At 62.5% G+C, this 12662-nt stretch carries 13 protein-coding genes; 6 read left to right on the top strand and 7 right to left on the bottom strand.

Annotated features, from left to right (window positions below; all coding sequences use genetic code 11):
- Positions 1-23: 23 nt before the first annotated feature.
- The 6 genes from J7643_08190 to J7643_08215 form a co-directional block, all read right to left on the bottom strand.
- Complete coding sequence (locus J7643_08190) at positions 24-1340, bottom strand: Dyp-type peroxidase (GenBank protein MBO9540555.1); 1317 nt, start codon at positions 1338-1340, stop codon at positions 24-26.
- On the bottom strand, positions 1340-2377 hold the full coding sequence (locus J7643_08195) for a hypothetical protein (GenBank protein ID MBO9540556.1): 1038 nt from the start codon (positions 2375-2377) through the stop codon (positions 1340-1342). Before J7643_08195 ends, J7643_08190 begins: the two co-directional genes overlap by 1 nt.
- 11 nt (positions 2378-2388) lie before the next feature.
- On the bottom strand, positions 2389-2922 hold the full coding sequence (locus tag J7643_08200) for a hypothetical protein (GenBank protein ID MBO9540557.1): 534 nt from the start codon (positions 2920-2922) through the stop codon (positions 2389-2391).
- 481 nt (positions 2923-3403) lie between these two features.
- Positions 3404-4741, bottom strand: coding sequence for a hypothetical protein (locus tag J7643_08205; GenBank protein ID MBO9540558.1), 1338 nt, complete (start codon positions 4739-4741; stop codon positions 3404-3406).
- 169 nt (positions 4742-4910) lie between these two features.
- Positions 4911-6008, bottom strand: a complete 1098-nt coding sequence (locus J7643_08210) for an SMP-30/gluconolactonase/LRE family protein (GenBank protein MBO9540559.1) — start codon at positions 6006-6008, stop codon at positions 4911-4913.
- Positions 6009-6255: 247 nt separating this feature from the next.
- Positions 6256-6873, bottom strand: a complete 618-nt coding sequence (locus J7643_08215) for a ferritin-like domain-containing protein (protein MBO9540560.1) — start codon at positions 6871-6873, stop codon at positions 6256-6258.
- Positions 6874-7067: 194 nt separating this feature from the next.
- Between J7643_08215 and J7643_08220 the strand changes: the two genes are divergently transcribed.
- From J7643_08220 to J7643_08235, 4 genes are all read left to right on the top strand, one after another.
- Positions 7068-7994 (top strand): GNAT family N-acetyltransferase, encoded by a 927-nt coding sequence (locus tag J7643_08220; GenBank protein ID MBO9540561.1) that lies wholly within the window; start codon positions 7068-7070, stop codon positions 7992-7994.
- A 239-nt stretch (positions 7995-8233) separates the two neighbouring features.
- On the top strand, positions 8234-8536 hold the full coding sequence (locus J7643_08225) for an NHLP leader peptide family RiPP precursor (GenBank protein ID MBO9540562.1): 303 nt from the start codon (positions 8234-8236) through the stop codon (positions 8534-8536).
- Positions 8537-8714: 178 nt separating this feature from the next.
- Complete coding sequence (locus tag J7643_08230) at positions 8715-9998, top strand: alpha/beta fold hydrolase (protein ID MBO9540563.1); 1284 nt, start codon at positions 8715-8717, stop codon at positions 9996-9998.
- A 4-nt stretch (positions 9999-10002) separates the two neighbouring features.
- A complete protein-coding gene (locus J7643_08235; GenBank protein ID MBO9540564.1) occupies positions 10003-10557 on the top strand; it encodes a PadR family transcriptional regulator in 555 nt (184 codons plus the stop codon).
- A gap of 89 nt (positions 10558-10646) precedes the next feature.
- On the opposite strand, the gene J7643_08240 is transcribed toward J7643_08235, so the two are convergent.
- On the bottom strand, positions 10647-11405 hold the full coding sequence (locus J7643_08240) for a TSUP family transporter (GenBank protein MBO9540565.1): 759 nt from the start codon (positions 11403-11405) through the stop codon (positions 10647-10649).
- Positions 11406-11653: 248 nt separating this feature from the next.
- On the opposite strand from J7643_08240, the gene J7643_08245 reads away from it, so the two are divergent.
- Together J7643_08245 and J7643_08250 are read left to right on the top strand one after the other, a co-directional pair.
- Positions 11654-11992 carry a helix-turn-helix transcriptional regulator gene (locus J7643_08245; protein ID MBO9540566.1) on the top strand — a complete coding sequence of 113 codons (339 nt, stop codon included), beginning with the start codon at positions 11654-11656 and terminating at the stop codon, positions 11990-11992.
- Positions 11989-12486: an SRPBCC family protein gene (locus tag J7643_08250; protein MBO9540567.1), complete on the top strand. Its 498-nt coding sequence runs from the start codon at positions 11989-11991 to the stop codon at positions 12484-12486. Before J7643_08245 ends, J7643_08250 begins: the two co-directional genes overlap by 4 nt.
- The last annotated feature ends 176 nt before the right edge of the window (positions 12487-12662 follow it).

The raw sequence follows: 12662 nt of genomic DNA on the forward strand, positions 1-12662 counted from the left end.
TAATCCTTCACGAGCGCGCGGCCTCAGGTCTCCAATGCAGCGATCCAGCGAAGGGCGCTCAGGCTCGGCATGAAGCCGTACTCGCCGCCGCGCGTGACGACGAAGCGGGGAATCCCTTTCAGGCGCCTGGCAATCGGCCGGGTGGGGATCGTGTGGGTGCCGCCGTCATGGTTGTCGCCCGCGATGGGGTCTTTCAGGCCGTCGCTCAGACCGAGGAATTCGCCACCGTTGAGCCATTCCGACTGCACGAACTCGAACTGCCGATCCAGATGGGCGCCGATGAAGGCGAACATCAGCCCGCGGTCCAAGCCGTCGTCTTCCAGCTCACCCTCGGGCAGCTCGGGGCCGTAGACGGTGCCTCGACGGATCATGCGGTGGAGCCGTACCACGCCAGCCACGGACGCATCGCGCGGGTTGGCGCGCCGGATGTGCGCGCCGGGGGGCGTCTTGTAGCCCGTCGGATCGTCGGCGTAGGTGAAGGCGTTACGGCACGCGCAGTCGTCGCCCAGCGAGGGATCGTCCTGGTCCGGTCTCAGCGCTAGGGGGGTGCCGCTGCGCCAGCGCCCCATCATCTTGGCAGCCAGGCGTTCCTCGTCCTCGGGGCTCTTGGCTTGCTCTTTGAGATAGCGGCGGAATGCGGCCACCCGCTGGTGCAGCTTACGGAAGGCCACGTAGGTGCCGTTGCGACCGAGGACCTCGGGCTGGGGCATCGAGGGCAGCCCGCCCGTCTCGTCGGGGTAGCCCAGCACGAACTCGCCCGCCTTGAGTGGCTGCTCATATGGGTTGCTGCCGGGGACGCCGCTACCTTCGATCGCAGGCTGGCTAATGCCGTCATGGTAGCCGAAGGGCTCTTTCTCGGTAGGGAGGGCATGGCAGTCCTGCCGCCAGACGGCAGTCACGCCTTGGGCCTCCTGGTAAGCCTTGCGCGCGCGGGCGAGCACGGCCTCGAGCTGCTGGGAGTCGGGCGCGAGGCACGTGAGCACGACGTGGACGTCGGACGTGCCGAGCGGGTACTCCCAGTGCTCGGGGCTGCTCTCGCCGACGTCGCCCAGCACCTGGGCCCGTGCGGCCATGCCCTGCCGGAACTCCCAGGCGAAGGAATCGAGCGAGCTTTGCGGCACGCCGAGCGCCTTGAGGCCTTGGTAGGTCAACGAGACGCTCATCCAGGCTTCGCCAGCCGGGCTGGTCGTATGGGCGGCCGACGCCACCACATCGGCAAGCCGACCAAGCGCCGCGCGCCCAGCCCCGGCATCGTCCACCCGCAACAGGATGTAGGTCGCCGCATAGGGCGTCGGGCGTGGGCGCAGCACGCCGCTCTGTATCTCACTCAGTTCGAGCATCAGCGCGATCCTGCCAGTTGCCTGGCACCGGCCAGGTTCTTCCAGAACTGGATCAGGCTGTCGTCCTTGCCGAAGAGGGTGCTGAAGATGGTGGAGTCGGCCACCAGCACGTCGCCGGCTCGCCGGCCGCTGGGGGGCATCCACGCCAGCGCGTTGAACTCGCGGTTGCCCGCATTGGTGAAGGGGTGGGGGTGGCTCATGTCGATCGGCTGGGTGGCCAGCACCTGGACGGCCTTGGGGTCGTCGGTGGTCACCGCATAGTGCGGCAGGTGCTGGTGGAAGTTGAAGTTGCGCACGCCGCGTAGCCAACCCTTGGCGTCCAGATCGGCGTTCACGGTGAGGGGCGCAATCTGGTTGGTGCCCGCCACCACCGCCGGCCGCAGGCCCCATCGGTTCTCCACCGGGATGCCGAGCCCCTTCATCAAGGAGCGGGTGTATGCGCCGAAGCGCTGCTGACGAGGCACCAGGGCGTCGCCGTGGTGGGCGTACTCCATGGCGCGCTCTTTCAGGTCGTCCGAGTGCCCCACGTCGTGGTGCGGGCCGATGAGCAAGCATGTGCCTTCCCGCTCGAGGAAGGCGCGCACCGCCTCGATCTCCTCGGGGGCGGCCGTCTGGTTGGTCACCATGTGGTCCAGGCCAAAGACCAGGAGCGTGTCCGCATCGGCGAGCACGCGCTCGTCGAGGGGCAGCTGGAACCCGGCCTGGTCGACGCGCTGGAACACGGGCACCACGTGCCCGGTGACCTCCTCGACCACCGATTGGAATTGCACCCAGGCCCAGAAGAACAGCTCGAGCGAGCCGGCAATGCCCTGGTTGAACAACATCGGATCGGCCCACTGGGGGCTCTCGTAGGCGGGCCAGAGCACCCGCCGTACCTCGGTCATCGTCGAGAAGCGGTTGTCCATCTTGCGGGGGTCGGCGTTGGCCTCGCCCGGGTAGCTCCAGGCCATATAGATGCTCACCCGTCGCCGCCCCGGTGTCTCGGGCCGGGCTTTGTGGTTCTGATTGTACGTGCGTGCGGTCGTCACCTTGGTCATGGGATACCTGCCTATTGCATCTGCTCGAGCATCTGGGAGAACGCGGCCTTGATGGCCAGGGCCTTCTTGATCTCGTCGCTCGAGACGAAGGGATACTCGCCGTACTCGAGGAAGCTGTTGCACTGGTGATCGCGGATGAAGCGGATGAACGCTTCGGTGTTGGTCTTCCAGTCCTCAGGGAAGCCTTCGAGATTCTCGAAGGCCGTGTCGATGCCCGTCTTCTTGAAGAGCATCACCGCGTCCTCAGTGTATTTGTCGAAGTCGGTGTCGAAGATGCCCTGGTACATGAAGCGTGTGTCGTTGTCGAACAACACCCAGCGCAGGTAGTGCAGCTTGAGTGGGGCTAGCACGTGCGGATCGCCCTTGAGGGCCTCTTCGAGCCGGCGGCCGTACTCGCGTATCGCCTCCGCGCGTCCAGGCTTGACGTTCGCAATGACAGTAAAGCCGTAGTTGGCGGCCGTCTTCGGGAAGATCGGACCGTACTTGCCTTGCTCGAGATGCTCGGTCGACTTCGGAATGTAAGTTCCTTGAGGCGTGATCGCCATGGCAGCCCTCCCACTCGAGACGATATGACCTGGTTGAAAAGTAGCACTGGGCAATGTCGCGCACAATGGCGGTTCAAAAGCTATTTGTTGATGCTTCTGTCTGCTTTTGCCGGTGCATTTTATCGACGCAGCCCCACAGAACGCCAATGGCAAGAAAACCTGCGGTGGTGCGGTATCTGAACGTCGGTAATGACGCTGCTCGCCAGAGGCAGCCTCCACTCGAACGAGTAAACACCGCAGAAGTGCAACGTGATGCACTTCTGCTTCAGCGTCTAGCGCCTGGGATCGAATCACTTCCTGCTTGTTGCAGATGACCCACTTTTCTCTTTGACGCATCTGCACGAAGACGCCCCCGGCCAGAGCCAGGGGCGGTCTAGGGCGTGTTTCTGAATTACCGAATTTCGGGCGATAGCTCACCCGCGACAGGCACCCCGTTGGAAGCTGTATGCTGCTGGGGGAATGCGGCGCGCTTGTAGTGTGTTCAGTCCTTCAAGCGGAGCAGCGCTTCTCTGAGGTACGACTGCGCGTCGCCGAACAACTGGTGCGCCTCCTTGCCGGACTGGAGCCGCATGGTGTCGAGGTAGTCGTCGGAGACCGCCCGCACCACCAGCAGTCCCTGGTCGGAGCAGGTGAGCGTGCCGCCGGGGATTTGCCAGGACGCGGACATGCGGCGCTCATTCTGGTACGACGGTGCCCCATGCTCCTTTACCAGCCGCTCGGCGCCGCTCTTGAACCGTGCCATGCGCGCCTCCTGATCCTGGGCCTGGGTGAGGTCGACGATCATCAGCTCGTACAGGTGCCGACCCTTGGGGGTAAACGCTCCCATGACCGCGAGCTCGCGATCTTGCAAGGCACCGCGATAGAGTACAAAGCCTCGTTGCTCGTCTTGATCGGCCACCCGGAAACCAGCGAGCTTTCGCTTGACGTCGTCGATCGAGTGCCCGAACTTCACCCCTTCGAATAGATCCCTGCCATTCTCCACAGGCGGCAAGTTGGCCGCGCGGTAGCGCATCACGGCATCCTCGATCGCCTTACCGGCGGGGCTCATCAACCTCGATGCCTCGGCCCAGGCCTTGCTCTTGAGGTGTCTGCGCGTCAGTTCGTCACCGCTGGCGTCTGCTAGCCCCGCGCCATAGGTCAGCAGGTCGAAGAGCGTGGTCGGGCCGGTGTACCCGCCTGCCTCCTCGTCATCCTCATCGTCGTAGTATCCCTGCTTGGGTGTTGCCGCCTGAGTCGGCGCCGTGATGCCGAGTTCGGGAGCGGCGGCCAGGACCGCGTCATCGGCCGCGAAGTGCAATTCGGTTCCACCGTTCGACAGCTTGAGGTGAACGATGCCCTCCTTCAGCACCCAGTGGGTCAGCGTGGCATCCTTGCGACGGGGCGGGCCGAACGTCGACTCGAGCGCACGGATCTGACGCTCGTAGATCGCCTTCGTCCCGCTGCCGTTCGTGTCGCGCTGCTTGGGAACGGTTCGCTGGATCACGTACCAGAGCTGCTGGGACTTGGGCGAGAAGTAGGCTAGCAAATAGCTGGGGTCGTCTCCGGATGTTGCTTCGTAAATGCGACCGGCCGTGAAGGCATCCGACTGGATCCTGCGGAATTCCGCCCGACGCATCTTGCCCTCGAACGCCGCGGCCGTCTCGGAGAAATCGATGCCGTATGCGAAATCCAGGCGCTTGATGGCGGGTGAGGCAATGGGGTCGTTGTACTGGGCACCAGCGGGCGGTTGCTTGGCAGGAGCGGCCGACGCGTGCGACGTCGGGATCGCGACGAAGCTGGCGAGAAGGACGACCGGAATCAAGGCCTGGAATTTTGGCAAGGGGATGGCTCCTCGAACGTGACGCACCGGTCATGCATGCCCGGATCCCCAGCCCCGAAACACGATTGGTTCAACAGCGTCGCTCGTGTCCCGTACAGGCGGGAAAGCGGTCACTTAAAGTGTCGAACGACGTGAAAGTGCGTCGTCAGGATGGGGACGACCTTCCACGTTAGGGTGTGCGTGCGAGCCGTCGGATAGCGGAGTTGCGGGTATCGGTGACGAAAAAACCGCCCGAGCCATCCGTGACAATGGCCCGAGGCCAGTTGAAGAGGGCCGACGCGCCATCCCCGTTCACGAATCCGGTCGTTCCAGGGGGCGTACTGCCGGCAATCGTGGTCACCGACCCGGCGGGTGTCACCCGGCGAATCATGTGGTTGGAGCCATCGACCACGTAGACGTTGCCTTCGGCATCCAACGCGACACTCGAGGGCCCGCTGAAGCGCGCTTGCTCGCCGTTGCCGTCGGCGTAGCCGCGCGTGCCCCCCGCAAGCACCGTCTTGGTCTGGTCCGAGAGGTTGACGAGCGTCAGGTTATCGTAGACGTTGTCCGCCACCACCATGCGCCCGTCCGCTGTGAAGGCAAGGCCCTGCGGGCTGAAGAACCAGTCGGGCGTCGCATAGGAGACCGTGCCGTCGGCAATCTTGTAGATGCGCCCGTACCAGTCCGAAACGTAGAGATGGCCGTCCGGACCGAAGGCCAGCGTGGTCGGGATCTTGAATTTCGCCTCGGTTATCGAGCCGATCGCCGCCCCTTCGGCGGTTGCCTCCGTCGAGCCCGCGAAGGTCGTCACGACGCCCTCGGGGCTAACCTTTCGGATACGATGGTTGTACGTGTCGGCCACGTAGAGGTTGCCGTCCGCCCCCAGGGCGATCCCCTCCGGAAAGTGGAACTTGGCAGCGGTTCCGGTGCCATCGAGGTAGCCACGGGAGTCGCCCGCGCCTGTCCAGCCGGCTAGCGTCGTCACGGTCCCTGCCGGCGTGATTTTACGGATGAGGTTGAGGTTGCGATCGGCGACGTAGAGGTTGCCCGAGGCGTCACGCACCAGGCCCATCACCCAGCCGATTTCACTCGCATTCCCTTTTCCGCTCACGAAGGTGGAGACCACGTAGGGCCCAGCAGAGTTGCCAGGGATGCCGGGCGTGGCTGGCGCAGAGGGCGTCTTGCCATCCGTAGGGGTGGAGGTCGAGGCGCTCGGGGCCTGGGCGATACACCCAGTCACCACGAGAACGACGAGAGCGGTGGCGAGCACGAGGTGGCGAGTGGCCAAAGGGGGCCTCCATAACGCGTGTGTGATTGAGGAACGATTGCTCGGCAGATGATACCTTAATGACATTTCCTTCGCAAACCTTCGCGAGAAGGAGGTCGCACATCAGATTCATCGCCTAAGGTCTGCTATGACCACGCTTAGAGCCCCGCTGTACCGGCGGGGCTCCTCGTTGACGACCTGATTTACAATCTTTCAGCAGAGCGGCTGTGCGTCATCACCTGACTTCAGGTGGACACATTGGGTCGGGCTAGCTCTGCGGAGCACATTTTACACTCATGGACGAGAGCAAGTTGGCCAGGTCGTTTGCATGGTCCTCTTCGTCCTTGAGGATCGACTCGAACAGCCGGCGGGTGGTCGGATCACCGGTTCCAAACCACTCGATGATGCGGCGGTAAATTTCGATCACCACCCGCTCTTCCACGAGGTCCTCTTTGATCATATCGGCCAGCGAACAGGATTTTCCGTACTTGGTGGCGGTGCGCTCGGCGATGGTGGCGGGGTTGAGGTCTGGATCGCCGCCCAACTGGTCGATCCGCGTGGCAATCATCATCATGTGGCGTTGCTCGTCTTCGGCGTGCTCTTCGAACTCGTCGGCGACCTGCGGGAAATCGATACCCTTGGCGACAATCTGGTGATGACGATAGCGCAAGACACAGAGGATCTCGCTGGCCAGGGCCTGGTTGAGCAGTTTGTAGGCTTGGTGCAGGTCGAGCGGGTAATCCGGGGTCACGGGCCCCTTGTCGATGGATTCGTTGGCGTCTCGTCGAATCTGCTCAACGTCATACAGCGGGGCTTGGGGCACCAGCGGCGTCGCCTTGACACTCGTTTCCGCCGGCTGAGGTTGATTGCGCGTTTGCTTTTGCATGACACCACCTCCTGTCGATGGGGAGTGTAATGCAAAGCGATCCCGCCCCCTACAGTCGAACAGGTCTCTCAAATGAACGTGCGTCTTGGAAGAGGGACCCCGAAGGGCAGCAGCTTTCGCTCGACTGTGCGACCTCATGGCATAATACCGGTTGCAAGTGCTCGCTTTCCTTGTATGGAGCGCAATCTGCCGCCATGGATCCAGCCTATACCTTCGAACTGCTTGATTCGCAGCAAGTGGTTGGCTTTCAACACCTGAGTTATCCCATCTACCGCCCTCAACTGCGCAATGCCGCACAGTCCGGTACGCTGGTTGCGATCGGCGTATCGGATGGGACCAGAGCCGTGGGGCTTGTGCTGGCTGACCACCCCAGAGACTCGCGCCTCGGGGTCGTTCTCTCCCTCTATGTCACCCCTCAGTATCGACGCCGAGGGCTTGGCAAGACCTTGTTCGGGTTATTGGGAGATGAGCTGCGCCGGCGGGGCTGTTTCGAGGCAAAAGCCTCGTTCATGGATGGCACCCCATCCACTCCCGGCGTCGAGCGGATCCTCAGCCATCACGATTGGTCCCAGCCCCTCGAACGGGTGTGGGTTTGCACGGGGACGCGGGAAAGCATCGTTTCCTTGCCCTGGTTGCAGGACCTCCCGCTTCCCGAGGCGTTTGAAATGTTTCCCTGGAACGCGTTGAGAGATGACGAGCGGCAAGCCCTCTTGGAGCAGGAAGCGGTAGCTCCGGGCTATCCCGCAATCCTGTCCCCTTTTCGCGAGGAGCACCTTCTCGAGCCGCTCAATAGCCTTGGGCTCAGGTACCGAGGCCAGGTTGTGGGCTGGTTGATCACGCACCGGATCGCCCCGGATACCATTCGCTACACGTCCTTATTCGTAAGAGAGGAACTCCAAGCCCTGGGACGCGCGATTCCCTTGGTTGCCCGCGCGATCCGCTTGCAACTAGAGGATGGCGGGGCGAACAAGGGGACCTTTGCCGTCCTGGTTCAAAACCGGGCGATGGCGAACTTCATCCACCGCCGCTTAGCCCCCCACCTCGCCAGTATCCGGAAATCCTGGGAATCGAGCCTTTCTGTTGCTCACCTTGGCTCGAGCGCGGCCTCTGCTGGATCCTAGGCGAACCCCATGATTAACAGGCTCATCGTGCGCTAGAGAGCGAATGTGCTGGAACATCCACCTGTGAACCTTCTCACAGGCGTGGTGTGATTCACCCTCGCAAGAATTGCCTTGAAGCGTCTTATAATGATTTGAAAAGTTGGCACAGTCGAAAAGGCATTCGCTTTGGCGTTCCTCGGATGTTTCGTCGCGCTGGGTCTAACCGCTTCATCGCAGGACAGAAAGGAATCGTAGCCTTCATGCAACAAGCCACCCGTAGCCAGATCGAGTCCCACATGATTGCCCGCGCCTGGGAAGATGAGACCTTCAAGGCAGAGTTGATGGCTTCTCCCCGGACCGTCCTCGAGAAGGAACTGGGCTTCAAGCTTCCGGATGGCCTCAACATCAAGGTCTTCGATGAGAGCGATAATTCGCTCTACTTGGTGATTCCCCGCAATCCCCATGCCGAAGAGCTTTCTGATCTGGAACTCGAGGCCGTTGCTGGCGGTAAGATTGCCACCTCGGTCGCCCAAATATCTTCCGTGGAAAGGGATTTGGCGTAGTCACGCCAAATCGATAATCCTGGTTATCGGGACTGCTTCTCGCCCTTTGGCTGATAGTGAAAGGCCTGAAGCCCCCTCTGCGAATCGCCCGAAAGCGATTCGCGGAGGGGGCTTCCCATTTGGCCGCTCGGTTGTTAATATATCGATTCGATATATCTCAGTCGAGAAGGAGCTTCCCATGCAGACCTCGTCGAAACCCGTTTCTCGCCCCTGGCTTCACAGGCTCTTCGGTGTTGGCGGTCTCGCTGCTGGTCTGATGACGACGCTCACGGCCTGCCTGCCAACTCTCGAGCTTCCGATCCCCGAGCCCACGGGCACCTTCCCGGTCGGTATCACCCAGCAGTTCCTCCTCGAGTCTCCCGGGCGGGGCCTTACGCTTGATATCTGGTACCCGGCGAGCGAGACGAAGGATCATCCGAAGGTCCCTTACACGGAGGATGCCCTCAACGATATCCTGAGCAAGGTCTACGGCATGCCGCGCTTCCTCTACCAGGAAGTGCCTTCCTATGCGCACCTCGACGCTCCCCCGGTGCCTGGCCGCCACCCGGTCGTGCTCTTCAATCATGGCTTCGCCTCCTTCACGAAGCAGAACTTCTCGACCTTCCAAGAGCTCGCGAGCCACGGGTACGTCGTTATCTCGCTCGGACATCCCGGAGAATCTCTGACGGCACGGGATGCGCAGGGCAAGCTCGTTTCCTTCGACACGGAGCGCGAGACCTATCGCGAGATTCAAAAAATCCAGAAGGCGATGGGGGCTTATGCCGCCAAGCTCGCTCCGGTACTTGAGAGGCAGCGACGGGCGCAGACCCCCGAGGCCTTCGCTCAGGCATCGGTGGAGCTGGGGCAGGACCCTCAGTATGCAGCGCTGAAGCCCCAGCTCCGGCGCTGGGTTCAGGACACCCGGCACGTCATCACCGCGATCCAGGCGCCCCGGCGCGAAGGGATCCTCGATCTGATCGATCCTGACAATCTCACGGTCATGGGGCACTCCCTGGGTGGGGCGGTCGCCATGCACCTGGCCACCCAGCCGCCAAAAGGGCTGCGGGGTATCGTCAACCTCGACGGGCCCTGGTTCCAAGATGACCCGACTCAGCTTGCGCCGATCGCGGTGCCGGCTTTGAACCTGGTGTCCACTCACATCCTGATGGACAAGCAGGACCTTGCGCTCAAGGGAACTTTGCTCGGGCTTTACCGCGGCGGCAAGGCGGGGGCCCATGTGATCGAGGTGAAGGGCGCGGCCCACTATAACTTCACCGACCTCAATTTCGTTCCCGCGCTGAAGTTCACGCAAATGCTCGGCCCGGTTGACGCCCGCCTCATGGCGGCGACACAGACTGGGGCGATCATGACGTTCCTTCGCCAGACCAGGCGCGAGGGGCGGGCCGCCTTCGAGGCGCCGCTCCTGCCCGCACACGCCGATTTGATCCAGCATGTCTTTCCTGGAGAGCGGAAGGAGTCTTGATTCGATGATGGAGTTCGCAGTCCTCGGCTTCCTCTTGTATCGGCCGTTGTCGATGTACGACCTCAAGAAGGCGATGGAGCGCTCGACTCAGCATTTCTTGAGTGCCTCGTTCGGGACGCTCCACCCGCTGCTCCAGAGGCTCTCGAAACAAGGTTTCGTCACGGGCGAGGATCAGATGGGGAACGGGCGCAACAAGAAGGTCTACACGATCACCCCTGCGGGACGCTCGCACTTCGTCGAATGGCTCGGCCAGGACGTCATGGCCGAGCGGGTCTCGGATCCCCGGCTGCTCAGACTGTTCTTCCTCGGACATATGGCGGCAGCGGAGCGCGAGGAGTTGCTAGCACGATTTTTGACGCAGATGGAAGCGGGCGCCGAGGAGCTGGAGCGTCTCAAGGCGCAGGTGCAGCAGGTGACGGTTCCCCCAGGGTGGGAGGATCACATGGCCTACCAGTTGGCTACCTTGGAGTTCGGCATCGCTCATCACCGATTCGTGAAGGAGTGGTACCAGGCCAAGCTCCAGGCGATAGCAGGATCTGGCGACGCCGGCGAGGTCTAAAGGCCAGACCCCGCTCGATGTGGGGGCGGGTCGCGTGGAGCGAAATCTGCGCAGGTGCGGCAGCGTACGCTCGGCGTCGCGTCACGACCTCATCGCACGAAAAGGAGACGGCCGGCGACCGCCAGCACGATGCCGAGATAGATCACCTTGACGAACTTGCTGCCGCGCAGCATCGCCATGTGGGCGCCCAACTGGGCGCCGAGCGCGTTGGCAACGCCCATGGACAAGCCCAGCCAGAAAATCATCTGGCCGGCGAACAGGAAGAGGACGAGGGCTGCGACGTTGGTGACGAAGTTGATGACCCGGGCGTTGCCGCTGCCGGTCACGAAGTCGAAGCCCAAGAAGCTCACGAAGCAGAACATCAGGAAGGTGCCCGTGCCGGGCCCGATGAACCCGTCGTACACGCCGATGGTGAAGGCAGCCCCCATGCCGATCGCAAGCGTACGCGGCGTGAGCCCCGGAAAGCGGTTCTCGAGGCCCAGAGAGCGGTTCGCGATCACCAAGGCGCCAACGGCCAAGATGAGGACGGCGATCGCGTTTCGAAACCCACCCGTGTCACGAAGCTGACTGACGAGAAAGGCGCCGAGGCCGCTGCCGAGCAGCGCCAGCGGTGCGATGCGGATGAGCAAGGCCTTGTCCACCGCGCCCTTGCGCCAGAATGCGAGGGCGCTGCTCGTCGACCCGAAGACGGCCAGTAGCTTGTTCGTGGCGACGGCCTGCCCGGGCGATAAGCCCATCATCAGCAGGGTAGGAAGGGTGATCACACCCCCACCGCCTGCGATGGCGTCCACGAATCCGGCAAGGAAAGCGAGGGGCAGGCCGTAGAGCAATACGTCGTATTCGGGCATTTGGGGGATTCTACCGTTTCCAGGGAATGCGAAAAGGTGCTGCGGCTGATCGAAGGCGAGGCACGCCAGCGGCCAGGGGCTCTAAGGCACAGACCATCTTTGGTTTCGCCTCGGCCTCGGCTCCTATACCCCAGTTGGCGACTTTCCGAGCCGAAAGTCGCCCTCGGCTGCTGTCGGTGACCTCATTGGAGGCCCGCGTCAATATTTAGGTATTGACCTAAGTAATGGAGATCTCTATAGTTAGGCATGTGCCTAACCAATCCGTCCCACTGATTCGCATCTTTCAAGCGCTGGCCGACCCTACGCGGTTGGCCGTCGTCGAGCGACTGAGTCGAGGGCCGGCGACCGTGAGCGAACTCGCCCAAGGGTTCGACATGGCCCTGCCCTCGTTCATGCAGCACCTCAAGGTGCTCGAGGACGGTGGTTTGGTCATATCCAGCAAAGCTGGCCGGAGCCGGACCTACCGAATCGCCCCGCAAGGGCTCAAAGTGGCGGAGGATTGGTTGGTGGCACAGCGCTCGATCTGGGATCGCCGTCTGGACCAACTGGACGCCTTCCTGGAGCAACTGAAGGAGAAGGAGTCATGACCCACACGATCCCCGCCCAGCTCGATCCCCGTCTCGATCTCGTCCTCGAACGCGTCGTGGACGTGCCGCCTGAGCTCGTCTGGAAGGCCTGGACGACGCCCGAGCACCTCATGAAGTGGTTCTGCCCCCTCCCGTGGACGACCGTCGAATGTGAGATCGATTTGCGGCCGGGCGGTATCTTCCGCACCGTCATGCGGTCGCCCGAGGGTCATGACATGCCCGCGAGCAACGGCTGCTTCCTTCACATCGTCGAGAACGAGCTGCTCGTTTTCACCGATGCCCTGCAGCCCGACTTCCGACCCGCCGAAAAGCCGTTCTTCACGGCGGTCATCAAGCTCGAGCGCCAAGGCAGCGGGACCAAGTACACGGCGATCGCCATGCACCGCGACGAGGAAGCCGCCAAGCAACACGCCGAGATGGGCTTCCATGTGGGCTGGGGCATCGCCCTCGACCAGCTCGTCGCCCACATGAAGAGCGTCCAGGCAGCCGTCTAAGGACCATCACTCGGCTGCGGTGTCAGGCACTTCCGCTGCAACGTGTAACCACCGCAACGCCTCAAGCAACGAGCGGCTCTCATCCGAGAGCCGCTCGTTGCTTGAGCTGTAGTCGACGGACGATCCGAGAAAAGCTCGGACGTGAGGCTTGACTTTTACTCATTCAAGTAACATGA

Source organism: bacterium, assembly GCA_017744355.1.
Taxonomy (GTDB): domain Bacteria; phylum Cyanobacteriota; class Sericytochromatia; order S15B-MN24; family UBA4093; genus JAGIBK01.

What these genes read in the sequence shown, in the direction of transcription:
- J7643_08220 (MBO9540561.1), top strand. Translation starts at nt 7,068, where the DNA reads ATGGATCCAGCCTATACCTTCGAACTGCTTGATTCGCAGCAAGTGGTT.
- J7643_08225 (MBO9540562.1), top strand. Translation starts at nt 8,234, where the DNA reads ATGCAACAAGCCACCCGTAGCCAGATCGAGTCCCACATGATTGCCCGC.
- J7643_08200 (MBO9540557.1), bottom strand. Translation starts at nt 2,922, where the DNA reads ATGGCGATCACGCCTCAAGGAACTTACATTCCGAAGTCGACCGAGCAT.
- J7643_08195 (MBO9540556.1), bottom strand. Translation starts at nt 2,377, where the DNA reads ATGACCAAGGTGACGACCGCACGCACGTACAATCAGAACCACAAAGCC.
- J7643_08215 (MBO9540560.1), bottom strand. Translation starts at nt 6,873, where the DNA reads ATGCAAAAGCAAACGCGCAATCAACCTCAGCCGGCGGAAACGAGTGTC.
- J7643_08235 (MBO9540564.1), top strand. Translation starts at nt 10,003, where the DNA reads ATGATGGAGTTCGCAGTCCTCGGCTTCCTCTTGTATCGGCCGTTGTCG.
- J7643_08240 (MBO9540565.1), bottom strand. Translation starts at nt 11,405, where the DNA reads ATGCCCGAATACGACGTATTGCTCTACGGCCTGCCCCTCGCTTTCCTT.
- J7643_08250 (MBO9540567.1), top strand. Translation starts at nt 11,989, where the DNA reads ATGACCCACACGATCCCCGCCCAGCTCGATCCCCGTCTCGATCTCGTC.
- J7643_08230 (MBO9540563.1), top strand. Translation starts at nt 8,715, where the DNA reads ATGCAGACCTCGTCGAAACCCGTTTCTCGCCCCTGGCTTCACAGGCTC.
- J7643_08190 (MBO9540555.1), bottom strand. Translation starts at nt 1,340, where the DNA reads ATGCTCGAACTGAGTGAGATACAGAGCGGCGTGCTGCGCCCACGCCCG.